This is a genomic window from Burkholderia sp. IDO3 (genome assembly GCF_003366075.1).
Taxonomy (GTDB): domain Bacteria; phylum Pseudomonadota; class Gammaproteobacteria; order Burkholderiales; family Burkholderiaceae; genus Burkholderia; species Burkholderia anthina.
In genome coordinates this window covers 3,429,334-3,453,838 of the sequence record NZ_CP028963.1, presented here as the reverse complement: position 1 = coordinate 3,453,838, position 24,505 = coordinate 3,429,334, and the positions used below count along the sequence as shown (strand labels likewise).

The following is a 24,505-nucleotide window of genomic DNA, read 5'->3' as shown; positions in this document are numbered from 1 at the left end:
AATCGTAAGGGTCTGATGGTTGTGTGACGGCAGCGGTAGCGAGGCAGGTATGACGACGGCGATGGTGAAGCAGGAACTGGCGGTGGCGTCCTTCAGCACGGTGTACGACCTCGAACAGGTCGAGACGGCGCTGAACGACCTGAACGAGAGCGCGAGCGACGCACTGCGCGCGACCTACGAGCGGATGCTCAAGACCGGCAATCTGCGCTTTTGCGTGAAGCCGAACCGGATGCCGTCGTTCGACGAGCTGGAAGACGCGCTGCCCAATTTCGTCGAGCCGCTCGGCGACGTGCGCAAGCAGGTCGCGCTGTGTCTCGAGACGGAGGACCGGCTCGAACTGATGCCGATCCTGCTGCTCGGCCCGCCCGGCATCGGCAAGACGCATTTCGCGAAGGCGCTCGCGCAACTGCTCGGCACCGCGTACCACTACGTGCCGATGAGTTCGCTCACGGCCGGCTGGATCCTGTCGGGCGCATCGTCGCAATGGAAGAACGCGAAGCCCGGCAAGGTGTTCGAGGCGCTCGTCAACGGCAGTTACGCGAACCCGGTGATCGCGGTCGACGAAATCGACAAGGCCGGCAGCGACGCGCAATACGATCCGCTCGGTGCGCTGTACGCGCTGCTCGAGCACGACACCGCACGTGCGTTCGTCGACGAATTCGCCGAAGTGCCGATCGATGCGGGCAACGTGATCTGGATCGCGACCGCGAACGACGCGCACGCGATTCCGGAGCCGCTGCTGAACCGGATGAACGTGTACGAGATCGCGCCGCCCGACGCGGCCGGCGCGCGCCGGATCGCGCAGACGATCTACGACGAGATCCGCTCGTCGCACGCGTGGGGGCGGCGCTTCCCCGATACGCTCGACGACGACGCGCTCGACGTGCTGGCCGCGACGCCGCCGCGCACGATGCGCCGCGCGCTGCTGCATGCGTTCGGCGCCGCGCGGCTCGACGGCCGCGACATGATCGCGCCGTCCGATATCCGCGCGGACGAAGGCGCGGCGAAGCGCCGGCCGATCGGATTCTGAACCGGCGGCGCACGCATCGACGGGGCGCGCACGCAGGTGCCGTGCACATGCCTTCTGCAAGCGGGCTAACCGGGACGTACAATTCTTCTCTCTCCCCTCGACGCGCTAGCGACGCGAAACGCCATGGAGCAGACGGATTGTGTGGTGATCGGCGCGGGTGTCGTCGGCCTCGCGATTGCGCGGGAACTGGCCGCACGCGGGCGCGAGACGATCGTGCTCGAGGCGGCCGACGCGATCGGCACGGGCACGAGTTCGCGCAACAGCGAGGTCATCCATGCGGGGCTCTACTACCCGCGCGGTTCGCTGAAGGCGACGTCGTGCGTGCACGGGCGCGATCTGCTGTACCAATTCTGCGACACGCACCATGTGCCGCATCGGCGCGTGGGCAAGCTGCTCGTTGCGACGAGCGCGGCGCAGGTGAAGCAGCTGAAGGCGATCGCCGCGCGCGCGGCGGAAAACGGCGTGTTCGACCTGCTGCCGCTCACGCGTGCGGACGCGCAGGCGCTCGAGCCCGCGCTCGAATGCGTGGAGGCGCTGTTCTCGCCCGCCACCGGCATCGTCGACAGCCATCAGCTGATGCTCGCGCTGCTCGGCGACGCGGAACGCCACGGCGCGATGTGCGCGCTGAAATCCCCGGTCGAGTCGATCGACGTGCTGCGCGGCGGCCGTTTCGTCGTACGCACCGGCGGCGACGCGCCGACCGAAATCGAGGCGGCCTGCGTGATCAACAGCGCGGGCCTCGGCGCGCAGGCGCTCGCACGCCGCACGCGCGGACTCGATCCGCGCTGGGTGCCGCCGCTCTATCTCGCGCGCGGCAATTACTTCAGCCTGTCCGGGCGCGCGCCGTTCTCGCATCTCGTCTATCCGATGCCCGACCGGGCGGGGCTCGGCGTGCACCTGACGCTCGACCTGGCCGGGCAGGCGCGCTTCGGCCCGGACGTCGAATGGGTCGACGCGCTGCGCTACGAAGTCGATCCGGCGCGCGCGCAGGCGTTCTACGCGTCGATTCGCGCATACTGGCCGGCATTGCCCGACGACGCGCTGCAACCGGCCTACGCGGGGATCCGGCCGAAGCTCGCGGGGCCCGGCGAGCCGCCGGCCGACTTCATCGTGCAGGGCGCCGCGCAGCATGGCGTGCGGGGGCTCGTGAATCTGTTCGGCATCGAGTCGCCGGGGCTGACCGCGTCGCTCGCGCTCGCGCAGCGGGTGGGCGACATGACGTCGCATGCATGACGCGCGCGGCCCGCGGCCATGCGGGCCGCGCGCGCGAAATCCCGGGCAGCGCCCGTGTGAAATCCCTTATCTCCGGCATTTCGGCGCGCACGTTTGTACGCTGGAGCGTTATTCTGTTGAAGGCCGTCGCCAGAGCGGCTTTCAAACCAATAACGTTGGAGCGAGTCCCCCATGAAAACAACCCGTCGGAGTTTCCTGATTACGAGCATTGGTGCCGTGTCCGCGCTGGCGCTGTCGCGTGAAGCGCTGGCCGATGCGCCGATGCTGTCGGAAACGGATCCGACCGCAGTGGCGCTCGGCTACAAGGCCGATGCCACGAAGGTCGACAAGGCGAAGTATCCGAAGTACGCAGCGGGCCAGGATTGCGCGGCCTGCATGCTGTACCAGGGCAAGAAGGGCTCGGCTTCGGGCCCGTGCGGCGCTTTCCCCGGCAAGCAGGTGTCGGCGAAGGGCTGGTGCAGCGCATTCTCGAAGATGGGCTGACGTCCGGCGGCATCGTGCGATGCCGCAATGTGGTGAAAACCGCACAACGCCCGCCGTCGAAAGACGGCGGGCGTTTTTATTGCTTGAAAACGGTTCCGTCGCTTTCTACACTCGCTGCAAACCAGCGCGCCGCGGCCACTCCGCGGGGCGCGCCGTTCGACACGGCGAATTCACGAGGACGAGGCACGCATGGCGACGATTGCGAATTCATCGAAAACGATCCGGCCCGAGCGTGCGCTGAACCGGCGCGCGGTGGCGGCGGCCGTGATCGGCAATGCGCTCGAGTGGTACGACTTCACGGTGTTCGGCTTCATGACGGTCGTGATCGCCGAGCTGTTTTTCCCGACCTCCAGTGAATATTCGTCGCTGCTGCTGACCACCGCGACGTTCGGCGTCGCGTTCTTCATGCGCCCGATCGGCGGCATCGTGTTCGGCCTGTACGCGGACCGCGCGGGCCGCAAGGCCGCGCTGTCGCTCGTGATCCTGCTGATGACGGCCGGCATCTTCCTGCTCGCCGTTGCGCCGCCGTATGCGGCGATCGGCATCGGCGGCCCGATCCTGATCGTGCTTGGCCGTCTGCTGCAGGGTTTCTCCGCCGGCGGCGAATTCGGCAGCGCGACGGCGCTGCTGATCGAGGCCGCCCCGTTCTCGAAACGCGGTTTCTATGGCAGCTGGCAGATGGCGAGCCAGGCTGCCGCGCTGCTGATCGGCGCGCTCGTCGGCGCGGCCGTCACGCGCGGGCTGTCGCCCGACGCGCTGCGCAGCTGGGGCTGGCGCGTGCCGTTCGTCCTCGGGCTCGTGATCGGCCCGATCGGCTTCTACATCCGCCGTCATCTCGCCGATTCCGAAGCGTTCCTGCATGCGCAGCAAAGCGCGCGCCGCGCGACGCTCGGCGAAGTGTTCACGCGCCATCCGCGCGAAGTGCTGTGCGGGCTCGGCTCGGTGATCGCGCTGACGGTGACGATCTACGTGCTGATCAGCTATCTGCCGACCTTCGCGGTGAAGCAGCTGAAGCTGCCGTATGCGCAATCGTTCTACGCGGTGATCGTCGGCAACCTGCTGCTGATGGTGCTGTCGCCGATCGCCGGCGCATGGTCGGATCGCATCGGCCGCAAGGGGTTGTCGCTGTGGTCGCTCGTGCTGACGCTCGCGCTGATGTATCCGCTTTTCGCATGGCTCGACGCGGCGCCGAGCATCGGCCGGCTGGTCGCGGTGCAGGCCGTGCTGTCGGTCACGCTCGCGGGCTATTACGGGCCGTTCGGCGCGATGATCGCCGAGCTGTTTCCGGCGAACGTGCGCTCGACCGGGCTGTCGATTGCATACAACGTCGCGGTGATGCTGTTCGGCGGCTTCGGCCAGTTCATCGTCACGTGGCTGATCAAGACCACGGGCACGCCGCTCGCGCCGACCTATTACGTGATGGCGGGGCTCGCGCTGTCGATCGTCGCGGTCGCGTTCGTGCCCGCGCGCAGCGCGGATCTCGACGCGCCGGCGTGACGGCCGGTTGCCGTTCCGCGATCGTTGCGAAAGCTGCAACGATGGGCGGGGGCGGCCGGAAAAATGCGTGACGCGCGTTCGCATACACGTATGAGATGTTTAGTTGTCGAAGGAAACATGCGCGGGATGAACGAAACGGTCGTTGGCGCGCGCAGAGGCACCTTTCGGGGGTGTAAGACATCCGCAAAAACCCGCGTAGGCGCGGCGAGAAGAGTTTTTTCTCCAGCTTGTTGCAGGATCGCTAGCTCAAGTAATATCCGCGTACCCGGCCCCCTGCGGGACCGGTTCCGATCTGGAGACCTGGAGGAAACATGGAATACAACCGTCTGTTGCACACCCTGCGTGTTACCGCCATTGCAGGCGTGGCAGCGGCATCGTTCGGCATCGCGGGTTCTGCATTCGCACAGATCCCGAACAAAACGCTCGTCTACTGCTCAGAAGGCAGCCCGGCGGGTTTCGATTCCGCACAATTCACGACCGGCGTCGATTTCACGGCCGCCACGTTCACCGTCTACAACCGTCTCGTCGAATTCGAGCGCGGCGGCACCAAGGTCGAGCCGGGCCTCGCCGAGAAGTGGGACGTGTCGCCGGACGGCAAGGTCTACACGTTCCATCTGCGTCATGGCGTGAAGTTCCACACGACCGACTTCTTCAAGCCGACGCGCGAATTCAACGCGGACGACGTCGTGTTCACGTTCGAGCGCATGCTCGATCCGAACCAGCCGTTCCGCAAGGCCTACCCGGTGTCGTTCCCGTACTTCACCGACATGGGCCTCGACAAGCTGATCACGAAGGTCGAGAAGGTCGATCCGTACACCGTGAAATTCACGCTGGCCCAGCCGAACGCGCCGTTCATCCAGAACATGGCGATGGAGTTCGCGTCGATCCTGTCGGCCGAATACGCGGATCAGCTGATGAAGGCAGGCAAGGCCGCCGACATCAACCAGAAGCCGATCGGCACGGGCCCGTTCATCTTCCGCAGCTACACGAAGGACGCGACGATCCGTTTCGACGGCAATCCTGATTACTGGAAGAAGGGCGCGGTGAAGATCTCGAAGCTGATCTTCTCGATCACGCCCGATCCGGGCGTGCGCGTGCAGAAGATCAAGCGCGACGAATGCCAGGTGATGAGCTATCCGCGTCCGGCGGACATCGCGACGCTGAAGGCCGACTCGGGCGTCGACATGCCGTCGCAGCCGGGCTTCAACCTCGGCTACCTCGCGTACAACGTCGAGCACAAGCCGGTCGACAAGCTCGAAGTGCGCCAGGCGCTCGACATGGCGATCAACAAGAAGGCGATCCTCGAGTCCGTCTACCAGGGTGCAGGCCAGGCCGCGACCGCGCCGGTGCCGCCGACCCAATGGTCGTACGACAAGAACCTGAAGATGCCCGCCTACGACACCGCGAAGGCGAAGGCGCTGCTCGCGAAGGCCGGCTTCCCGAACGGTTTCGACATCACGCTGTGGGCGATGCCGGTGCAGCGCGCGTACAACCCGAACGCCCGCCTGATGGCCGAGATGATCCAGGCCGACTGGGCGAAGATCGGCGTGAAGGCGAAGATCGTCACGTACGAATGGGGCGAGTACATCAAGCGTGCGCACTCGGGCGAGCAGGACACGATGCTGATCGGCTGGACGGGCGACAACGGCGACCCCGACAACTGGCTCGGCACGCTGCTCGGCTGCGAAGCGATCAAGGGCAACAACTTCTCGCACTGGTGCTACAAGCCGTTCGACGACCTGATCCAGAAGGGTCGCACGACGACGGGCCAGGACGCGCGCACGAAGATCTACACGCAGGCTCAGCAGATCTTCGCGCAGCAGCTGCCGTTCTCGCCGATCGCGAACTCGACGGTCTACCAGCCGGTACGCAAGAACGTGGTCGACATGCGCATCGAGCCGCTCGGCTATGCGCGCTTCGATGGTGTTGGCGTGAAGTAACACGCCTGTCGTAAGCTGTCGCGAAGACCGGCTAACTCATCCGGCGGCGGGAGGCCAAAAGCTTCCCGTCGCCGGTCGCACATTTCCCACAAGAAATTACGAGACGCATCATGTTCAGATTCGTGTTGCGCCGCGTGGGCATGGTGATCCCGACTTTCATCGGCATCACCATCCTGGCGTTTGCGCTGATTCACCTGATACCGGGCGACCCCATCGAAGTGATGATGGGCGAGCGCGGCGTCGATCCCGCGATGCATGCGGAGGCGATGAAACGCCTCGGGCTCGACCAGCCGCTGCCCATGCAGTATCTCCACTACATCGGCCGTGCGCTGCACGGCGACCTCGGCACGTCGATCATCACCAACACGAGCGTCGCGGGCGAATTCTTCGCACGCTTCCCGGCGACCGTCGAGCTGTCGCTGTGCGCGCTCGTGTTCGCGCTCGCCGTCGGCCTCCCGGCCGGCGTGATCGCCGCGCTGCGGCGCGGCTCGATCGTCGATCACGGCGTGATGGGCACCGCGCTCACCGGCTATTCGATGCCGATCTTCTGGTGGGGGCTGATCCTCATCATGGTGTTTTCGTCGTACCTCGGCTGGACGCCCGTGTCCGGGCGCATCGCGGTCGAATACGACTTCCCGCATCCGACGGGCTTCATGCTGATCGACGCGTTGCTCGCGCCGGACGAAGGCTCGTTCAAGTCGGCGGTCAGCCACCTGATCCTGCCCGCGATCGTGCTCGGCACGATCCCGCTCGCGGTGATCGCGCGGATGACGCGCTCGTCGATGCTCGAAGTGCTGCGCGAGGACTACATCCGCACCGCCCGCGCGAAAGGGCTGTCGCCCGCGCGCGTGGTCGTCGTGCATGCGCTGCGCAATGCGCTGATCCCGGTCGTCACCGTGATCGGCCTGCAGATCGGCACGCTGCTTGCCGGCGCGGTGCTGACCGAAACGCTCTTTTCGTGGCCCGGTGTCGGCAAGTGGCTGATCGATGCGATCGGCCGCCGCGACTATCCGGTCGTGCAGGGCGGCATCCTGTTGATCGCGACGCTCGTGATCGTCGTGAACCTGATCGTCGACCTGATGTACGGCGTGCTGAATCCGCGCATCCGCCATACGAGGTAATTCCATGAGCAATCTGCAAAATACCCTGCCGACCGAGTCCGCGCCGGCCGGCGGCCGTGCGCTCGCGCTGCGCGAGTTCTGGGCCAACTTCTCGCGCAACCGTGGCGCCGTCGGCGCCGGCATCGTCGTGCTCGTGCTGATCCTGGTCGCGCTCCTCGCGCCGCTGATCGCGCCGCACAGCCCGGTCGAGCAATACCGCGACTACGTGAAGATCCCGCCCGCATGGCTCGACGGCGGCAACTGGAAGTTCATCCTCGGCACCGACGAAGCGGGCCGCGACATCCTTTCGCGACTGATGTTCGGCGCACGGATGTCGTTCTGGATCGGCTTCGTGTCGGTCGTGCTCGCGCTGATCCCCGGCATCGTGCTCGGGCTGGTCGCCGCGTTCTTCCAGAAGTGGGCCGACACGCCGGTGATGCGCATCATGGACGTGCTGCTCGCGCTGCCGTCGCTGCTGCTCGCGGTCGCGGTCGTCGCGATCATCGGCCCGGGCCTCACCAACACGATGTTCGCGATCGCGATCGTCGCGCTGCCGGCCTACGTGCGTCTCACGCGCGCGTCGGCGCTCGGCGAGCTGCAGAAGGAGTACGTGACGGCGTCGCGCGTGGCCGGTGCCGGCACGCTGCGCCTGATGTTCTCGCAGGTGCTGCCCAACTGCACGGCGCCGCTGATCGTGCAGGCGACGCTCGGCTTCTCGTCGGCGATTCTCGATGCGGCCGCACTCGGCTTCCTCGGCCTCGGCGTACAGCCGCCGACCGCCGAGTGGGGCGCGATGCTCGCGTCCGCGCGCGACTACATCGACAACGCGTGGTGGATCGTGACGATGCCCGGCCTGTCGATCCTGATTTCGGTGCTCGCGATCAACCTGCTCGGCGACGGGCTGCGCGACGCGCTCGATCCCAAACTGAAGCGGATGGCGTGACCATGAGCCAAGATCTACTGACTATCCGCAATCTCGCGGTGAACTTCAACGGCCTGCCCGCCGTCGACCGGATCAACCTGTCGATCGCGCCGGGCGAGGTGGTAGGCGTCGTCGGCGAATCGGGCTCCGGCAAGAGCGTGACGATGATGGCGCTGATGGGCCTGATCGACGCGCCGGGCAAGGTGACGGCCGACGAGGTGTCGTTCAACGGCGTCGACCTGCTGAAGGCGTCGCCGAAGGCGCGCCGCAAGATCGTCGGCAAGGACATCGCGATGGTGTTCCAGGACGCGCTGACGAGCCTGAACCCGAGCTACACGGTCGGCTACCAGATCAAGGAAGTGCTGAAGCTGCACGAAGGCCTGCGCGGCGACGCGCTGCACCGGCGCGCGCTCGAGCTGCTCGACCAGGTCGGCATTCCCGACGCGAAGAACCGCATTACGTCGTTCCCGCACCAGATGTCGGGCGGGATGAACCAGCGCGTGATGATCGCGATGGCGGTGGCGTGCAACCCGAAGCTGCTGATCGCCGACGAGCCGACCACCGCGCTCGACGTGACGATCCAGGCGCAGATCATGGATCTGCTCGTGAAACTGCAGAAGGAGCGCGGGATGGCGCTCGTGCTGATCTCGCACGATCTGGCCGTGGTGTCGGAAGTCGCGCAGCGCGTCGCGGTGATGTACGCGGGCGAGATCATCGAGACCAATCGCGTGCCGGACATCTTCCGTGCGCCGCATCATCCGTACACCGAAGCGCTGCTCGCCGCGATTCCCGAGCACAATAAGGGAGCGCGTCGCCTTGCCGCATTGCCCGGCATGGTGCCGGGCCGCGATGATCGCCCGTCCGGGTGCCTGTTCGCGCCGCGCTGCAAGTACGTGGTCGACGATTGCCGCAAGGCGCGTCCGGCGCTGGATGCGCTCGCGCCGGGCAGCGACGCGATGCGTGTGCGCTGCATCAAGCCGCTCAATGTTTCCAGCCTCGACCTGACGGGAGGTGCACGATGAATGCAGTCAATCAAGCGCGCGCCACGCCGCACGACGAGGAAGCCGTGCTGGTGGCCGATGGCCTCGCGAAACACTATTCGGTGAAGCGCGGAATGTTCGGACAGGGCACGGTGAAGGCGCTGAACGGCGTGTCGTTCTCGCTGAAGCGCGGCAAGACGCTCGCCGTCGTCGGCGAATCGGGCTGCGGGAAATCCACGCTCGCGCGCCAGCTCACGATGATCGAGACGCCCACCGCGGGCAGTCTCGTGATCGACGGCAAGAACGTCGCCGGCGCGAACCGCGAGACGGTCGCCGACCTGCGCCGCCGCGTGCAGATGGTGTTCCAGAACCCGTTCGCGTCGCTGAACCCGCGCAAGACCGTCGAGCAGACGCTCGCGGAGCCGCTCGAGATCAACGCGAGCCTGACGGCCGCGGAACGCGCGCAGCGCGTCGCGCAGATCATGCGCACGGTCGGCCTGCGGCCCGAGCACGCGAAGCGCTATCCGCACATGTTTTCGGGCGGCCAGCGCCAGCGCGTCGCGATCGCGCGCGCGATGATCCTCGATCCGCGGATCGTCGTCGCCGACGAGCCGGTGTCCGCGCTCGACGTGTCGATCCAGGCGCAGATCCTGAACCTGTTCATGGATCTGCAGGAGCAGTTCAAGACGAGCTACGTGTTCATCTCGCACAATCTGTCGGTGGTCGAGCACGTTGCGGACGACGTGATGGTGATGTACTTCGGCAGCGTCGCCGAGCTCGGCGACAAGGCGACGATCTATGCACGGCCGCGCCATCCGTACACGCGTGCGCTGATGTCGGCGACGCCGGCGATCTTCGAGGAAGACCGCCGCGTGCAGATCAAGCTGCAGGGCGAGCTGCCGTCGCCGCTCAATCCGCCGTCGGGCTGCGCGTTTCACCAGCGCTGCCCGTACGCGGTCGAGCGTTGCCGCGCCGAGGAACCGCAGTTGCGCGACGTCGACGGACGCCGCGTGGCCTGCCATCGCGCCGAGGAGGTGGGGGAGGCGAATGCCTGATGTTCTGGCGGCGCGCGCGTCTGGCGTGCGCCGTTCGGGGGCCGGCAGCGCGCGCGTGATGCGCGCGTGCCGCAACGCACGGCGCTGGAGCGTGCGCACGGTCACGGGCGCGGCGCTGGCCGGCGCGTGCGTGGCCGCCAGCGTGCTGGTTCCCGCCGACGCCGCGCATGCCGAAGGGCGTGCGCCGGCAAGTTCGCCGATCCGTCCGTCGCAGGTTCCGCCGCCTGGCATGAACCTGCCGGGCTTTCATGGGCCGTCCGTGTCGAACGGGACGGTCGCCCGCGGCACCGTGCGCGTGCAGCCGGCGCGCATGCCGTTCTATGTCGCGACCAAGGGCAAGGTCACGCTGTACGTGCTCGGCACGCTGCACACCGGCGACCCGGTCGACTATCCGAGCCAGCAGCCGTTCCGGCCGCGCATCCTGGCGGCGCTCGCCGCGTCGCCGACGCTCGCGCTCGAACTGTCGCCGGACGATCTGCTCGAGTCGCAGGACGACGTATCGAAGTACGGCGTGTGCCGCTATCCGTGCCTGCAGCGCCTGCTGCCCGAGCCGCTGTGGCAGCGGCTCGCGGCGCGCCTGCACGGCAATCCGGCCGCGCTCGCCGAGATCCGCCGGATGCGGCCGTGGCTCGCGGCGCTCGTCGTCGAGACCTACGATTCGCTGTCGGCCGGCCTGCAGACCGAGTTCGGCACCGAGGCGCAGCTGCAGAACGTCTATCTGAAGAAGAAGGGCGGCCGCGTGATCGGGCTCGAGACGCTGGCCGAGCAGATGCGCGCGTTCACCGGGCTGACGCTGGCCGAGCAGCGCGAAATGCTCGCGCAGGACATGGTGCAGACCCCGGCGCAGAATGCCGACGACATCAAGTCGCTGCACCGACTGTGGCAAATTGGCGACGCCGACGCGATCTCCGCATGGGCGGTCGCGAAGAGCGAACGGCTGGCCCGTTCGAAGGCGCTGTCGGCGTCGATCGACAACAAGATCCTGTACGAGCGCAACCGGCGCTTCGTTGCACGGATGACGGCAATCGCCGCGCCGAACCGGCCGCTGTTCGTCGCGATCGGCGCGCTGCATTTGGGCGGCCCGCGCGGCGTGCTCGAATTGTTGCGCCAGCAGGGATATCAGGTCGACGCGAACTGATCGCGCCCGTCTGCCGGCACCGATCCTCCCCTGTTTGATTGACCGTGCGCACGCAGTGTGCGGCGCCTGCGCGGGCGTGCGGGCCGATAAGGAAAACCCTTGAATCTTCAGAAAATAGCGTTTAAAACGATTGACATCCGGTTCTGCCAATATCTATTCTTCACCCCACAAGTTGAAAAAATGAAAAGAATAGAAAAAGTTCTACGGGGTAGCAGAAATAAAGCGCGGGGTTAGCGCGTTGCCGGCACGTGATGTACGTGCCGGCCGCGGAGTGTCTGCATGTACGGCGGGGCCACCATCGTCGGACAACAAGAATGCATGCGGGCTGACTTGCGAATAAGCGACGTTCCGTCGTCCAACCGGGGTGAAGTCAATCGGGCGGCGGCGGACGTTTTTTAATCCGGGATATTTTCCGGTCTCCGTCGAAAGACGGTTTCGGGGGGCTGAATCGACAGACGGCGAAGCCGCAGCGATCAAGCCAACAGAAAAGCGCCACGAGGGCGCTTTTTTCTTTGGTGCGGCGGTTTTGCGACGATGCGTGGCGTCATGCGCCTTCGTCGGCCTGCAGCGCGCCGGGCGCCACCAGCTCGACGCCGGCCGCTTCGAGCGCCGCGCGGATCCGCTGCGCGAACGCGAGCGCGTGCGGGCCGTCGCCGTGCAGGCAGACCGTCTGTGCATTGAGCGGCACCCACTCGCCGCTTACCGCGCGCACCTGCCGGTTGCGCACCATGTCGAGCGTGCGCGCGAGCACCGCGTCTTCGTCGTCGATCAGCGCGCCGGGCTGGCTGCGCGGCACGAGCGAGCCGTCCGCGCGGTAGCCGCGATCGGCGAACACTTCCTCCACCGCGGCCAGGCCCGCATGCCGCGCGGCCGCGACGAACACGCTGTTCGCGAGCCCGAACACGGCGAGCGACGGATCGAAATCGTGGATCGCGGACACCACCGCGTCGGCGATCAGCGGATCGCGCGCGGCCTGGTTGTACAGCGCGCCGTGCGGCTTCACGTGCGCGATGCGGCCGCCTTCGGCCTGCGCGATCGCGGAGAGCGCGCCGAGCTGATACAGCACGCCCGCGTAAATATCGCCGGCCGGCAGCTGCATTTCCTTGCGGCCGAAATTCTCCGGATCGTGAAAGCTCGGGTGCGCGCCGATCGACACGCCTTTCTGCACGGCCCAGCGCACGCAGTCGCGCATCGCATTGGCGCCGCCTGCATGCCAGCCGCACGCGATGTTGGCCGACGTGACGAGGTCGAGCAGCGCCTCGTCCGATCCGCATCCTTCGCCGAGATCGGCATTCAGATCGATTTCCATGAAGTTCCTCGTCCACTGAGTGCGTGGCGCGTCCTCTGTCCAGCTACCGCCATTGTCACGCCGCGCGCGATTGCGTGCGGCGGCGCGTTTCCTCGCGCATCTCGATCGCGACGTCGATCTGACGCAGATAGGCACGTTCTGCGGTCAGCGCGGCGCGCGCGACGTCGGGTGTCGTCCGCACGAAGCGGATCGGCAGGTTGAGCCGCGCCTGTGCGAGTTTCCATAGATCCGCGCGGATCACCGTGCCGATCTTCGGATAGCCGCCGGTGGTCTGCGCGTCGTGCATCAGCACGATCGGCTGGCCGTTCGGCGGCACCTGGATCGTGCCGGGCAGCACCGCGTGCGACAGTAGCTCGGCCGGCCGCTCGCGCACGAGCTCGGTGCCGGCAAGGCGATAGCCCATCCGGTTGCTGTTCGCGGTGACGAGCCATTCCTCGTCCCAGAACGCCTGCTGCGAATCGGCGGCGAACGACGCGTAATCGGGGCCCGGCAGCACGCGCACGGGCATCGCCCACGGCGCATGCGCGGGGCGGTGGCGGCGCGGCGGTTCGTCGACGCGCACGAACGCGCACCACGCGGGCGCCTTCACGCCGAATTCGGGCGCGTCGGCCGCAAGGCAGCCGGCGCCGGCCGGCGGCACGCCGACCGGGAGCCGGTCGCCGTCACGCAGCGCGCGGCCGCCGAGGCCGCCGAAACGCGACGCGAGATCGGTGCTGCGCGAGCCGAGCATCGGCAGCACGTCGATGCCGCCCGCGATGCACAGGTAGCCGCGCATGCCGCGCTTCGCGGCCGGCAGCACGAGCGTCTGCCCGGCTTCGACCGGCAGGCTCCACCATGAATACGCGGGCTTGCCGTCGAGCGTCGCGCCGAATTCGGTGCCGGTGATCGCGATGCGCGTCGCGCGCGTGAAGCGGAACGTGGCCGGGCCGATCGTGATTTCGACGGCTGCCGCGTCGGCGCGGTTGCCGACGAGCCGGTTGCCGACTTCGAGCGCGAGGCCGTCGAGCGCGCCGCCCTGCGCGACGCCGAGATGGCGCGTGCCGCGGCGGCCGAGATCCTGCACGGTCGACAGCGGGCCGGCCCGCAGCACCTCGACGGTGCCCGGTGCGGTGTTCTGGCTCATGTCGCGTCGACTCCCGCAATGGTGAAGCGCACGCGATCGCCGGGCAGCAGCAGCGTCGGCTGTTGCCGCGCCGGATCGAACAGCACGTGCGACGTGCGGCCGATCAGTTGCCAGCCGCCGGGCGACGTGGTCGGGTAGATGCCGGTTTGCGCGCCGCCGATGCCGACCGAGCCGGCCGGCACTTCGAGCCGCGGCGCCGCGCGGCGCGGCGTGTGCAGCGACGCATCGAGGCCGCCGAGATACGCGAAGCCGGGCTGGAAGCCGATGAAGAACACGACGTATTCGCCGGCCGCGTGACGCGCGACGACCTCGTCGGCCGACAGTCCCGTGTGCGCGGCGACGGCCGGCAGGTCGGGGCCGGCGGCACCGCCGTATTCGACGGGGATCTCGACCGTCCGGCCGTCCGCGTGCTCGACGTCGGCCGTCTCCCACGCGTCGCGCAGCGCCGGCGTGAGCGAGTCGGCCGTCGCGGCGAGCGCGTCGAACACGATCGTCAGGTTGTTCATGCCGGGCACGACGTCGATCACGTCGGGCCACGCGCGCGCGACCTCGGCGACGGCCCAGACGCGGCGCTGGCAATCGAGCGTGGCGGGCGGCGGCACCTCGCAGACGAGGGCGGTATCGCCGAGCGGATAAATGCGGGGTAGCGTCATCGGACGGGCACGGTTCGAACGGCAATGTTAGCGCACATTGTCAATAAAATATCGATAACTTACCAATAAGCGTTTTTGCCTAGCTCGCATGCCGATGCTTCTGGCGTACACTCGGCACACCCTGACATCCTGCTTGCGCCGCCTTTCCATGAAGCGTCCTCCGACCAAGATCGTGTCATCCGAACACCTCGTTTCCGATTCGAGCGCGGAGCTGTCGGAACTCGAATACGGGCTCATCATGGCCGGCAACGCGTTCAACCGATGGATGGTGCGCTGCATGTCGGCCGCCGGTGCGAAGGACATGACGGCGGTCGAGGTATCGCTGCTGCATCACGTCAGCCATCGCGAACGCAAGAAGAAGCTCGCCGACATCTGCTTCGTGCTCAATATCGAGGATACGCACGTCGCGACCTATGCGCTGAAAAAACTGATCGCGCGCGGCTATGTGAAGAGCGAGAAGAACGGCAAGGAGGTGTTCTTCTTCGCGACCGACGCGGGCCGCGATCTGTGCCTGAAGTATCGCGAGGTGCGCGAGCACTGCCTGATCGAGACGCTGAAGGACAGCGGCCTCACCAACCAGCAGATCGGCGACGCGGCGCAGTTGCTGCGCCATGCATCGGGGCTCTACGACACGGCCGCGCGTGCGGCGGCATCGCTGTAAACGATTGCGAACGGAACGGCGCGTGGCGCGCGGCTGACGGGCGTGCGGCAACGGCCGCGGCGCCGCGCGCCGCGTCATCCGGCGGCCGGGTAGAGCGCGCCGTCGGTCACGATCCAGCGCATCGCGAGATCGTGCGCTTCGGCCGGCAGCGCATCGACGCGGCATGCTTCATACGCGATGCCGACCGTCACCGGCAGCGTGTCGCCCGGCCATGCGGCGAGCGTGCGGTCGTAATAGCCGCCGCCATAGCCGAGCCGGTAGCGCTGCAGGTCGAATCCCACACACGGAATCAACAATAGATCGGGCACGACGGCGATCCCCGACGCCGGTTCCGGAATCCGGTGATGGCCTTCGCGCATCGGCGTCGCCGCATCCCACGCGTGGAACGCGAGCGGCGTGTGGCGCTCGCCGATCACCGGCAGCGCGGCGCGGCGGCCCGCGCTTGCCGCGGACCATGCGAGCACCGCATCGCGGGCGTCGAACTCGCCCGGCAGCGGCCAGTAGAAGCCGACGGTGCGCGGCGCGAGCCGCTCGAGCAACTGGCGCAGCCGCGCGTCGAGCGCGGCGTTCGCGGCGGGCTGAGACGCGGCGTCGCGACGCGCGCCGGACAGCGTTTTGCGCAGCGCAACCTTCGGGTTCGGCACAGGGTTGCATGCTATGCTTTCGCTCACTTCGTGCTCCATTCAAAACGATGTCGAACAGCCTTTTCCGAGTATATCGCGCGGTCGCGCTGACGCTTTCGGCCGCCGCGCTCGTGGCGGGCACGGCGGCGTGCGCCGCACCGAGCGACGACACGCTCGCCGGGGATGACCAGATCTTCGTGCAGCTTCGCGAAGCCGCGCGCCGTAACGACGCCGCGAAGGCCGCGCAGCTCGCGTCGATGATCCCGAACTATCCGGTCCCGTCCTACGTCGAGTATTTCCAGATCAAGCCGCAGCTGTTCGATTCGTCGGGCCGCGCGCGCATCGATGCGCCCGACGCGCCCGTGCAGTCGTTCCTGCAGCGCTACGACGGCCAGGCGATTGCCGACCGCCTGCGCAACGACTACCTGCTCGTGCTCGGCGCGCGCCACGACTGGCGCGGCTTCGACGACCAGTACAAGCGCTTCGTGCTCGACGACGACACGCAGGTCAAGTGCTACGCGCTCGAATCGCGCGCGGCGCGCGGCGAGAACGTCGCCGATGCGGCGCGTGCGCTGCTCGTCGAGCCGAAATACTACGGCGATGCCTGTGTCGACCTGATTACCGCGCTCACCGTCAACCAGCAGTTCACGAGCGACGACGTGTGGCAGCAGGCGCGCCTCGCGTTCGAGCAGAACTACACGTCGCTCGGCGGCAAGATCGTCGACGCGCTCGGCCCGCGCCCGGCCGGCTTCGACCAGGCGACGAGCGCGCCGCCGCTGTACCTCGCGCGCGGCGTCGGCCCCGACGCCGCCTCGCACCAGCTCGCGCTGATCGCGCTCGGCCGCATGGCGCGCAACGATCCGGACGCGGCGGCGGGGATGCTGACGTCGGTCGCCGCGTCGCTGACGAAGCAGGAGCAGGCGATCGGATGGGGCGCGATCGGCTACCAGGGCGCGCTCAAGCGCTCGCCGCTCGCGTCGGTCTGGTATGCGAAATCCGCGAACGCGCCGCTGTCGAACCCGGGCTACGAATGGCGCACGCGCGCCGCGCTGCTCGCCGGCAACTGGCCGATGGTGCGCTGGTCGATCGAGCAGATGCCGCCGTCGCTGCGCGACGATCAGGCCTGGATCTACTGGCATGCGCGCGCGCTCAAGCAGAGCGGCGACACGCTGCAGGCGAACCAGGAATTCGAGCAGGTCGCCGGCCAGTTCAACTTCTACGGGCAGCTCGCCGGCGAAGAGCTGGGCCAGCGCACGACGATCCCGCCGCGCACCAAGGTGAGCGACGCCGAGGTCGACGCGATGAGCAAGATCCCGGGCTTCGCGCTCGCACAGCGCTTCTATGCGCTGAACCTGCGCCTCGAAGGCAACCGCGAATGGAACTGGCCGCTGCGCGGGATGACCGATCGCCAGCTGCTCGCGGCCGCCGAATACGGCAAGCGCGTCGAGCTGCTCGACCGCACGGTCAACACCGCCGACCGCACGAAGGCCGAGCACGACTTCACGCTGCGCTACCCGTCGCCGTACCGCGACATCGTCGAGCGCTACGCGCGCTCGACGGGCCTCGACGTCGAATGGGCGTACGGGCTGATCCGCCAGGAATCGCGCTTCATCACGACCGCGCGCTCGTCGGTCGGTGCGGGCGGCCTGATGCAGCTGATGCCGGCGACGGCCCAGATGGTCGCGAAGAAGCTCGGGCTCGGCCCGATCACGCGTGCGCAGATGCACGACATCGATACCAACATCCAGCTCGGCACCTGGTATCTGTCGGACATCTACAACAACTTCGACAGCTCGCCGGTGCTCGCCACCGCCGGCTACAACGCGGGCCCGGGCCGGCCGCGCCAGTGGCGCCAGGTGTTGACGCAGCCGGTCGAAGGCGCGATCTTCGCGGAGACGATCCCGTTCAACGAGACGCGCGACTACGTGAAGAACGTCCTGTCGAACACTGTCTATTACGCGGCGCTCTTCGAGGGCAAGCCGCAATCGTTGAAGAAACGTCTGGGCATGATCTCGCCCTGATCCGCCATCGTCACACTGCCGCGCGGGACGCGGCAGTGTTGATAAGGGGCCGTTCACGCTCGTAACGGGCAAAACGCGTTCCCCGACCGGAAAAATCACACATGGGGCCGGCCGCCGGACGGGCCGATCGCATGCGTCATGCTCGTTGCGCTCGGCCCTTCCGGCGGCCGGCGCAAGCCCGTTATGAGCGTGAACAGCCCCTTGGAGGTCCACGACATGGATGGCCAGACCGTCGCGCTGCTGGGCGGCACCGGCTTCATCGGCAGCCGGCTCGTCAATGCACTGATCGACGCCGGCAAGCAGGTGCGCATCGGCACGCGGCGACGCGAGCACGCGCGCCACCTGCAGATGCTGCCGGTCGAAATCGTCGAGCTCGACGCGCTCGATACGCGCACGCTGGCCCGGTTCGTGGCAGGCGCGCACGCGGCGATCAACCTGGTCGGCGTGCTGCACGGCGGCCGCGGCACGCCGTACGGGCCGGGCTTCGAGCGCGCGCACGTCGCGCTGCCGGCCGCGCTGGCCGCCGCATGCATCGAGGTGGGCGTGCGGCGCGTGCTGCACATGAGCGCGCTCGGCGCGGATTCGCACGGCGCGAGCATGTATCAGCGCTCGAAGGGCGACGGCGAGGCCGCGCTGCATGCGGTCGCGGCGACCGATTCGCTCGCGGTGACGATCTTCCGGCCGTCGGTCGTGTTCGGCCCCGGCGACGCATTCCTCAACACGTTCGCGAAGCTGCAGCGCACGCTGCCCGTGCTGCCGCTCGCGATGCCCGATGCGCGCTTCCAGCCGGTATTCGTCGGCGACGTCGTGCGCGCGTTCGTCAACACGCTCGATCTCGCGGCCGCGCACGGCAAGACCTACGAACTCGGCGGCCCGACCGTCTACACGCTCGAGCAGCTGGTGCGCTATTGCGGCACGCTGGTCGGCCGGCAGGCCCGCATCGTGCGGCTGCCCGACGCGCTCGCGCGGCTGCAGGCGCGCGTGTTCGAAAGCCTGCCCGGCGAGCCGGTGCTCACGCGCGACAATCTCGCGTCGATGTCGGTGCCCAACGTGCTGTCCGGGCCGCTCGCGCCGGAACTCGGGCTGTCGCCCGCGAGTCTCGAAAGCATCGCACCCGCGTATCTCGGCCACGCCGCGCAGCGCTCGCGCTTCGACTGGTTCCGCTCGCGCCGCTAGGGCGCCGCACGCGGCCGCTTTCGTCCTTCATTTCTCCGCTTTTCGGAACCCCGCCATGAAACTCGTCATTGGAGACAAGAACTACTCGTCCTGGTCGATGCGGCCGTGGCTGCTGCTCGCGCACTTCGGCATCCCGTTCGACGAGATCGCGATCGCGCTGCGCCGCGACGACACCGCCGCGCGCATCCGCGAGTATTCGCCGTCCGGCAAGGTGCCGTGCCTGATCGACGACCACGGCGCCGCGATCTGGGATTCGCTCGCGATCGCCGAGACGCTCGCCGAGCGCTATCCGCACTTGCCGATGTGGCCGGCCGATCCGCTGCAGCGCGCGCATGCACGCTGCGTTTCGGCCGAGATGCATTCGGGCTTCGCCGCGGTGCGCACGCAGATGGGGATGAACGTGCGTGCGTCGATGCCCGGGCGCGGCGCGACGCCCGACGCGCTTGCCGACGTCGCGCGCATCGACGCGCTGTGGAGCGCGTGCATCGAGGCCTCGGGCGGGCCGTTCCTGTTCGGTGAATTCGGGATCGCCGATGCGATGTATGCGCCCGTCGTGATGCGCTTCAACACGTATGCGCCGGCGCTGTCGCCGGAGGCGGCAGGCTACGCGGCGCGCGTGACGGCGCTGCCGGCGGTGCAGCGGTGGATCGATGCCGCGCGCCGCGAAACCAACGTGATTGCCGAATACGAACCCCAGCCATGAACATCTACGCAGTCGGCGGAGCGATCCGCGACGAATTGCTCGGCGTGCCGGTTCAGGACCGCGACTACGTGGTGGTGGGCGCGACGCCCGAGCAGATGGCCGCGCAGGGCTTCCGGCCGGTCGGCAAGGATTTCCCCGTGTTCCTGCATCCGGACACGCAGGAGGAATATGCGCTGGCGCGCACCGAGCGCAAGACGGCGGCCGGCTATCACGGCTTCCAGTTCTACTACGCGCCGGACGTGACGCTCGAAGAGGATCTCGCGCGGCGCGACCTGACGATCAACGCGATGGCGCGCGAGGTGAGCCCGGAGGGCGCGCTGGTCGGCCCCGTGATCGACCCGTTCGACGGGCAGGCCGACTTGCGCGCGCGCGTGTTCCGGCACGTGAGCGACGCGTTCGTCGAGGATCCGGTGCGGATCCTGCGGATCGCGCGCTTCGCCGCGCGCTTCGCGGATTTCACGATCGCGGACGAAACGCTCGCGCTGATGCGGCGGATGGTCGGCGCGGGCGAGGTCGATGCGCTGGTGCCCGAGCGCGTATGGCAGGAGATCGCGCGCGGGCTGATGGAAGCGAGGCCGTCGCGGATGTTCGCGGTGCTGCGCGAGTGCGGCGCGCTCGCGCGCATCGTGCCGGAGGTCGACGCGTTGTGGGGCGTGCCGCAGCGCGCCGACTACCACCCGGAAGTCGACACGGGCGTGCACGTGATGATGGTCGTCGACTATGCGGCGAAGCAGGGCTATTCGCTGCCGGTGCGCTTCGCGGCGCTCACGCACGATCTGGGCAAGGCGACGACCCCGGCGGACGTACTGCCGCGCCACGTCGGCCACGAAGGCCGCAGCGTCGACCTGCTCAAGCCGTTGTGCGAGCGGCTGCGCGTGCCGAACGAATGCCGCGATCTCGCGCTGGTGGTCGCGCGCGAGCACGGCAACCTGCATCGCGTGATGGAGATGGGCGCGGCCGCGCTGGTGCGGTTCTTCGAGCGCAGCGACGCGCTGCGCAAGCCGGCGCGCTTCGCCGAGCTGCTGCAGGCGTGCGAATCGGATGCGCGCGGCCGGCTCGGGCTCGAGGCCCAGCCGTATCCGCAGGCGGAGCGGCTGCGCGTGGCGCTGGTGGCGGCGCGCAGCGTCGACGCGGGCGCGATCGCACGCGGGGTCGGCAACGACGCGCTGCAGATCAAGGATGCCGTGCATCGCGCGCGCGTCGAGGCCGTCAAGCAGGCGCTCGCGATCGCCGAATAGGGTGGACGGGCCGGGGCGCCGCCCGGCTGCGCCGCGCTATTTCTTCGTGCGGGCTGCGGTGCGGCGGGCCGGTGTGGCGGCAGCCGGGCGTTTGCCGGCAGGCGTGCGCGGTTTCGCGGCAGGCGGCTTTTCCGCGGCGCGGGCCGGTTTGCCGGCGGGCGCCGCGACTTGCGCGTCGCGCTCGCGTTTGGCCGCCGGTTCGCGCCGGCTCACGCGCGGCTCGCCGGGTGCCGCGTCGGCATCGTGCCCGGCCGGCCGGATGCCCATCGTCGCCGAAACGAGTTCGGCGCAGCGGTCGTCGAAGAGCGGCAGCGTGCCGACCGCGATCAGCTCGGCGGGCCCGTCGCCGACGTTCGCGACGCGATGGCGCTTGCGCGCGTCGAAGTGCAGCGAATCGCCGGGCGCGAGCGGGTAATCCTGCTTGCCGATCGTGTAGCAGAGCTGGCCGGTCAGCACGTACACGAACTCGTCGCCGCCGTGCGCGACCCATTCCGACCGGTAGCCCTCCATCATCCGGACTTTCAGCGCGTTGATCTGGCTGCCGTCGAAGGTGGTGGACAGCCGCTCGTACCATTGCGACATCGCATCGACCGCGTACGGTTCGCGACTGCCTTCGTGCGAGTCGGGCTGCGCCTGGCGCGGCTGGTCGATCAGCGCGCCGAGCGGCACGTTCAGCGCCTTCGCGACGTTGACGAGCGACGACAGCGAGATGCCCGTGAGATGGCGCTCGACCTGGGACAGGAACCCGACCGACAGATTCGCTTCGGTCGCGACTTCCAGCAGCGTCTTCTTCGCTTCCCGGCGCAGGCGCCGAATGCGCTGGCCGATACGCATGATGTCTGAATCCATGAATCTCTTTCGTGGCAACGAGTCGGAAGGCGAGCGGAAGGGCGGTGCAGTCGCCGGGCCGTTGTTTTGACGCGAATCGCGCGAGACATGGCCGTCCGGCCAACGATGCGGGCGCATTGTACCGTGCGGCATCGCCCGCGCGGCATGCCGTATCGGCAATTTTAGCTGCACCAAAATTTTAGCTTGACCTCAATTTCGGCGTGCTCTAGATTCTGTCGCGCTGCATCAGGAATTTTAGTGAGACAAAAATTCAGAGCCTGGCCGCGCGACCTACGCGGCGGGTGGCCCGACGGGGCGCCGGACGCACGCCACGCTGCGTGTCGTCCGCGTATCGCATTGCGCCGCGGGCGGCCGATAACAACGCATCACGCGAGCATCCGATGATCGATCGACTGAAATACACCTTCTCCGGCCTTCCCCCGTACGATGCCGCCGTTGCCGACGCGCAGGCGGGCCTGTCGCGCGTGCTCGACGCGCTGCGGCTCGACGCCGTGGTCGTCACGTCGCAGGACGAATACATCACCGAATACCTGCCGCGCCGCAACAACCCGCGCTATGCGCTGTCGGGTTTCGACGGCTCGGCCGGCTGCGGGCTGTTCCTGAGCGACGCGGCCGCGCGCGCGCTCGACGTGCCGCGCTTCGTGCTGTTCGTCGACGGCCGCTATCACCTGCAGGCCGAGCAGCAGTGCGATCCGGCGCGCGTGCACATCGAGAAGCTCGGCATGAACGTGACGATCTGGCAGGCGCTGGCCGACTGGCTGGTCGCGGGTGCGGGCAGGCTCGAACGGATCGGCTACGACGCGCTGCGGATCAGCGTCGGACAGCGCGACCGGCTGGTCGAGCAGACCCGGGCCGCGCGGCTGGAATGGGCGAGCCTCGCCGAGCGCGAGATCGACCGCGCGATCGCGCTGCCGGGCTGGGTGGTCGAGCGGCCGATCTTCGAGCTGCCGGAAGCCATGACCGGCGCGAGCGTCGCGCGGAACCTCGCCACGCTGAACGCGCGGCTCGCCGCGCACACCGGTGCGGCGCACGGCAAGACCGCGTTCTTCACCTGCGCATCGGACGACCTCGCGTATCTGCTGAACAGCCGCGGCTATCACATCCCGAATGCGTCGTCGCACCTGGGCTTCCTGTTCGCGATCGGCGAGCAGGTCGCGCTGTTTTTGCCGGAAGGCTGCGACCGGTGCCCGGTCGAGCTGGCGTCGTATCCGGCGCTGCACGTGATCCGGCGCGACTTCGCCGAACTCGAACGCTTCCTCGCGCCATTCGCGGTCGACCACGTGTGCTACGGCTTCGAATCGGTCAACTGCGCGCTCGTCGAGTCGGTGCGCCGCGTGTGGCCGCAGGCGCGCCACGCCGATTTCAATCCGGTCGAGGCGATGCGCGCCAGCAAGACGCCGGCCGTGCTCGACCGCTTCCGCGATGCGTTCGCGCGCAGTTCGGCGGCGATCGCCGAGACGATGCGCTGGGCGAAGGCCGGCGAACCGGGGCAAAGCGCTACCGAATACGATCTCGCGCGCACGATCAACGACGCGTACGGCGCACGCTCGGCGCTCGCGCTGACGTTCCCGTCGATCGCCGCGAACGGCGCGAACAGCGCGTTCGCGCACTACACGGCCGCGAGCGCCGACGTCGGGCTGACCGAAGGCGACCTGGTGCTGCTGGATAGCGGCGCGTACTACGACGCCGGCTTCGCGACGGACTGCACGCGCGTCGTGCTGCGCCGCACGCGGGCGGACACGGTGGCGCAGCCGTGGCAGCGCGAGATCTACACCGTCGCGCTGAAGGCCTGCGTCAAGGGGCTCGTCACGCGCTTCCCGAAAACGGCGACGGGCGGCGACGTCGATGCGGCCGTGCGGCAGGTGTGCCGCGACCACGGCTACGATTTCGGCCACGGCACCGGGCACGGCGTCGGGATCCACGTGCACGAAGGCGGCGTGCGGTTCGCGCCGGGCGCGAAGTACGGGCTGGTGCCGAATGCGGTGATTTCGGTCGAACCGGGCATCTACGTGCCGGGCAAGGGCGGCGTGCGGATCGAGAACATCGTGATCGTGCACGCGGACGACGCGTCGGATACCGTCGCGTTCGAGAACATCGTGACGGTCGGCTACGACTGGGACCTGATCGATCTCGAACTGCTGGACGACGACGAGCGCGCGTATCTGCGCGACTACGAGCGGCTTTGCGTGGAACGCGGCACGCAGGTCACTGCCTGTCCGCTGCTGTGAAGGGGGGAGTCGGGCGGGAGACGGCGCGCGGCGACCGGATCACCGCGCGGCCCGCTTGCGCATCGGCACGTCAGCGCATCAGCGCCGACACGCGCCCGTCCGGCCCGTAGACGCCGCTCGGCGCGGGCGCCGAGCGCAGCACGGCAAGCGCGCGCTCGTTGTAGTCCATCCGGATCCGGATCAGCATCCCGTTGTTCGCATTGGCCTGGCGCGCGCGTTCGGCGGCCTGCAGCAGCAATTGCCAGCGGCCGGCGAGGCGCGCATCGCGCTCGGCGGCCTGATCCATCCCTTTCTTGCCGGCCGGAAAGCCGAGCGCGGACAACTGCGTGTCGCGCGCGCGTTCGAGCAGCGCGAGCCGGTCGAGCAGCGCGGTTTTCTTCTCGACGATGCCGGGCAGCATGTCCAGCGGCTCGGGCGTCGTCAGCGCCTTTTCCTCGTAGGCGAGCAGCGACGCGAACGCCTCGACCGTCGCGTGTTCGTCGTTGACCGTGGCCAGCAGCTCTTCTCTCATCGCATCATGCTCGTCGCGCCGGCGCGCGTGTC

The 24,505-nt window shown here is 68.2% G+C and carries 22 protein-coding genes; 16 read left to right on the top strand and 6 right to left on the bottom strand.

Translation table 11 applies throughout. From position 1 onward, the window contains the following. Positions 1–49: 49 nt before the first annotated feature. The 10 genes from DCN14_RS30920 (at position 50) to DCN14_RS30875 (ending at position 11,378) form a co-directional block, all read left to right on the top strand. Positions 50–1,030 (top strand): AAA family ATPase, encoded by a 981-nt coding sequence (locus DCN14_RS30920; RefSeq protein WP_096508479.1) that lies wholly within the window; start codon positions 50–52, stop codon positions 1,028–1,030. Between the two features lie 123 nt (positions 1,031–1,153). Next, positions 1,154–2,263 (top strand): NAD(P)/FAD-dependent oxidoreductase, encoded by a 1,110-nt coding sequence (locus tag DCN14_RS30915; RefSeq protein ID WP_096508480.1) that lies wholly within the window; start codon positions 1,154–1,156, stop codon positions 2,261–2,263. A 171-nt stretch (positions 2,264–2,434) separates the two neighbouring features. After that, positions 2,435–2,746 (top strand): high-potential iron-sulfur protein, encoded by a 312-nt coding sequence (locus DCN14_RS30910; protein ID WP_096508481.1) that lies wholly within the window; start codon positions 2,435–2,437, stop codon positions 2,744–2,746. 189 nt (positions 2,747–2,935) lie between these two features. Further along, positions 2,936–4,243 carry an MFS transporter gene (locus DCN14_RS30905; RefSeq protein ID WP_096508482.1) on the top strand — a complete coding sequence of 436 codons (1,308 nt, stop codon included), beginning with the start codon at positions 2,936–2,938 and terminating at the stop codon, positions 4,241–4,243. Between the two features lie 311 nt (positions 4,244–4,554). Next, positions 4,555–6,183: an ABC transporter substrate-binding protein gene (locus DCN14_RS30900; protein ID WP_096508483.1), complete on the top strand. Its 1,629-nt coding sequence runs from the start codon at positions 4,555–4,557 to the stop codon at positions 6,181–6,183. A gap of 110 nt (positions 6,184–6,293) precedes the next feature. Continuing rightward, positions 6,294–7,304: an ABC transporter permease subunit gene (locus DCN14_RS30895; RefSeq protein ID WP_096508484.1), complete on the top strand. Its 1,011-nt coding sequence runs from the start codon at positions 6,294–6,296 to the stop codon at positions 7,302–7,304. A gap of 4 nt (positions 7,305–7,308) precedes the next feature. After that, complete coding sequence (locus DCN14_RS30890) at positions 7,309–8,226, top strand: ABC transporter permease subunit (RefSeq protein WP_096508485.1); 918 nt, start codon at positions 7,309–7,311, stop codon at positions 8,224–8,226. A 2-nt stretch (positions 8,227–8,228) separates the two neighbouring features. Continuing rightward, on the top strand, positions 8,229–9,227 hold the full coding sequence (locus DCN14_RS30885; protein WP_096508486.1) for an ABC transporter ATP-binding protein: 999 nt from the start codon (positions 8,229–8,231) through the stop codon (positions 9,225–9,227). Then, a complete protein-coding gene (locus DCN14_RS30880; protein ID WP_096508487.1) occupies positions 9,224–10,240 on the top strand; it encodes a peptide ABC transporter ATP-binding protein in 1,017 nt (338 codons plus the stop codon). The genes DCN14_RS30885 and DCN14_RS30880 overlap by 4 nt, the downstream gene beginning before the upstream one ends. Beyond that, complete coding sequence (locus tag DCN14_RS30875) at positions 10,233–11,378, top strand: TraB/GumN family protein (protein WP_096508488.1); 1,146 nt, start codon at positions 10,233–10,235, stop codon at positions 11,376–11,378. The genes DCN14_RS30880 and DCN14_RS30875 overlap by 8 nt, the downstream gene beginning before the upstream one ends. 544 nt (positions 11,379–11,922) lie before the next feature. Here DCN14_RS30875 and pxpA read toward each other — a convergent pair. Genes pxpA through pxpB form a run of 3 tightly spaced genes read right to left on the bottom strand, consistent with a single transcriptional unit; the run spans position 11,923 to position 14,463 of the window. Next, on the bottom strand, positions 11,923–12,687 hold the full coding sequence (gene pxpA, locus DCN14_RS30870) for a 5-oxoprolinase subunit PxpA (protein WP_096508489.1): 765 nt from the start codon (positions 12,685–12,687) through the stop codon (positions 11,923–11,925). A 55-nt stretch (positions 12,688–12,742) separates the two neighbouring features. Continuing rightward, a complete protein-coding gene (locus DCN14_RS30865; protein WP_096508490.1) occupies positions 12,743–13,810 on the bottom strand; it encodes a biotin-dependent carboxyltransferase family protein in 1,068 nt (355 codons plus the stop codon). Beyond that, a complete protein-coding gene (gene pxpB / locus DCN14_RS30860; protein WP_096508491.1) occupies positions 13,807–14,463 on the bottom strand; it encodes a 5-oxoprolinase subunit PxpB in 657 nt (218 codons plus the stop codon). The genes DCN14_RS30865 and pxpB overlap by 4 nt, the downstream gene beginning before the upstream one ends. Positions 14,464–14,611: 148 nt before the next feature. On the opposite strand from pxpB, the gene DCN14_RS30855 reads away from it, so the two are divergent. Continuing rightward, on the top strand, positions 14,612–15,124 hold the full coding sequence (locus tag DCN14_RS30855) for a winged helix DNA-binding protein (RefSeq protein WP_096508492.1): 513 nt from the start codon (positions 14,612–14,614) through the stop codon (positions 15,122–15,124). Positions 15,125–15,198: 74 nt separating this feature from the next. Here the strand turns inward: DCN14_RS30855 and DCN14_RS30850 are convergent, their stop codons facing one another. Then, positions 15,199–15,807 (bottom strand): 5-formyltetrahydrofolate cyclo-ligase, encoded by a 609-nt coding sequence (locus DCN14_RS30850; protein WP_096508493.1) that lies wholly within the window; start codon positions 15,805–15,807, stop codon positions 15,199–15,201. 8 nt (positions 15,808–15,815) lie between these two features. On the opposite strand from DCN14_RS30850, the gene DCN14_RS30845 reads away from it, so the two are divergent. From DCN14_RS30845 to DCN14_RS30830, 4 genes are all read left to right on the top strand, one after another. Continuing rightward, complete coding sequence (locus DCN14_RS30845; protein WP_096508494.1) at positions 15,816–17,768, top strand: lytic transglycosylase domain-containing protein; 1,953 nt, start codon at positions 15,816–15,818, stop codon at positions 17,766–17,768. Positions 17,769–17,984: 216 nt separating this feature from the next. Next, the gene (locus DCN14_RS30840; protein ID WP_096508495.1) at positions 17,985–18,944 is read left to right on the top strand and encodes a complex I NDUFA9 subunit family protein; all 960 of its coding nucleotides are present in this window, start codon (positions 17,985–17,987) and stop codon (positions 18,942–18,944) included. Positions 18,945–18,999: 55 nt separating this feature from the next. Further along, positions 19,000–19,647 carry a glutathione S-transferase family protein gene (locus DCN14_RS30835; RefSeq protein ID WP_096508496.1) on the top strand — a complete coding sequence of 216 codons (648 nt, stop codon included), beginning with the start codon at positions 19,000–19,002 and terminating at the stop codon, positions 19,645–19,647. Continuing rightward, positions 19,644–20,885: a multifunctional CCA addition/repair protein gene (locus tag DCN14_RS30830; protein ID WP_096508497.1), complete on the top strand. Its 1,242-nt coding sequence runs from the start codon at positions 19,644–19,646 to the stop codon at positions 20,883–20,885. Before DCN14_RS30835 ends, DCN14_RS30830 begins: the two co-directional genes overlap by 4 nt. A gap of 36 nt (positions 20,886–20,921) precedes the next feature. On the opposite strand, the gene DCN14_RS30825 is transcribed toward DCN14_RS30830, so the two are convergent. Further along, positions 20,922–21,734: an XRE family transcriptional regulator gene (locus tag DCN14_RS30825; protein WP_096508498.1), complete on the bottom strand. Its 813-nt coding sequence runs from the start codon at positions 21,732–21,734 to the stop codon at positions 20,922–20,924. 380 nt (positions 21,735–22,114) lie between these two features. Here DCN14_RS30825 and DCN14_RS30810 point away from each other — a divergent pair, with 380 nt between their 5' ends. Beyond that, positions 22,115–23,962 (top strand): M24 family metallopeptidase, encoded by a 1,848-nt coding sequence (locus DCN14_RS30810; RefSeq protein ID WP_096508523.1) that lies wholly within the window; start codon positions 22,115–22,117, stop codon positions 23,960–23,962. Positions 23,963–24,032: 70 nt separating this feature from the next. On the opposite strand, the gene DCN14_RS30805 is transcribed toward DCN14_RS30810, so the two are convergent. Then, entirely contained in the window at positions 24,033–24,473 is a 441-nt protein-coding gene (locus tag DCN14_RS30805; RefSeq protein ID WP_096508524.1) for a flagellar protein FlgN, read from the bottom strand. Between the last annotated feature and the right edge of the window lie 32 nt (positions 24,474–24,505).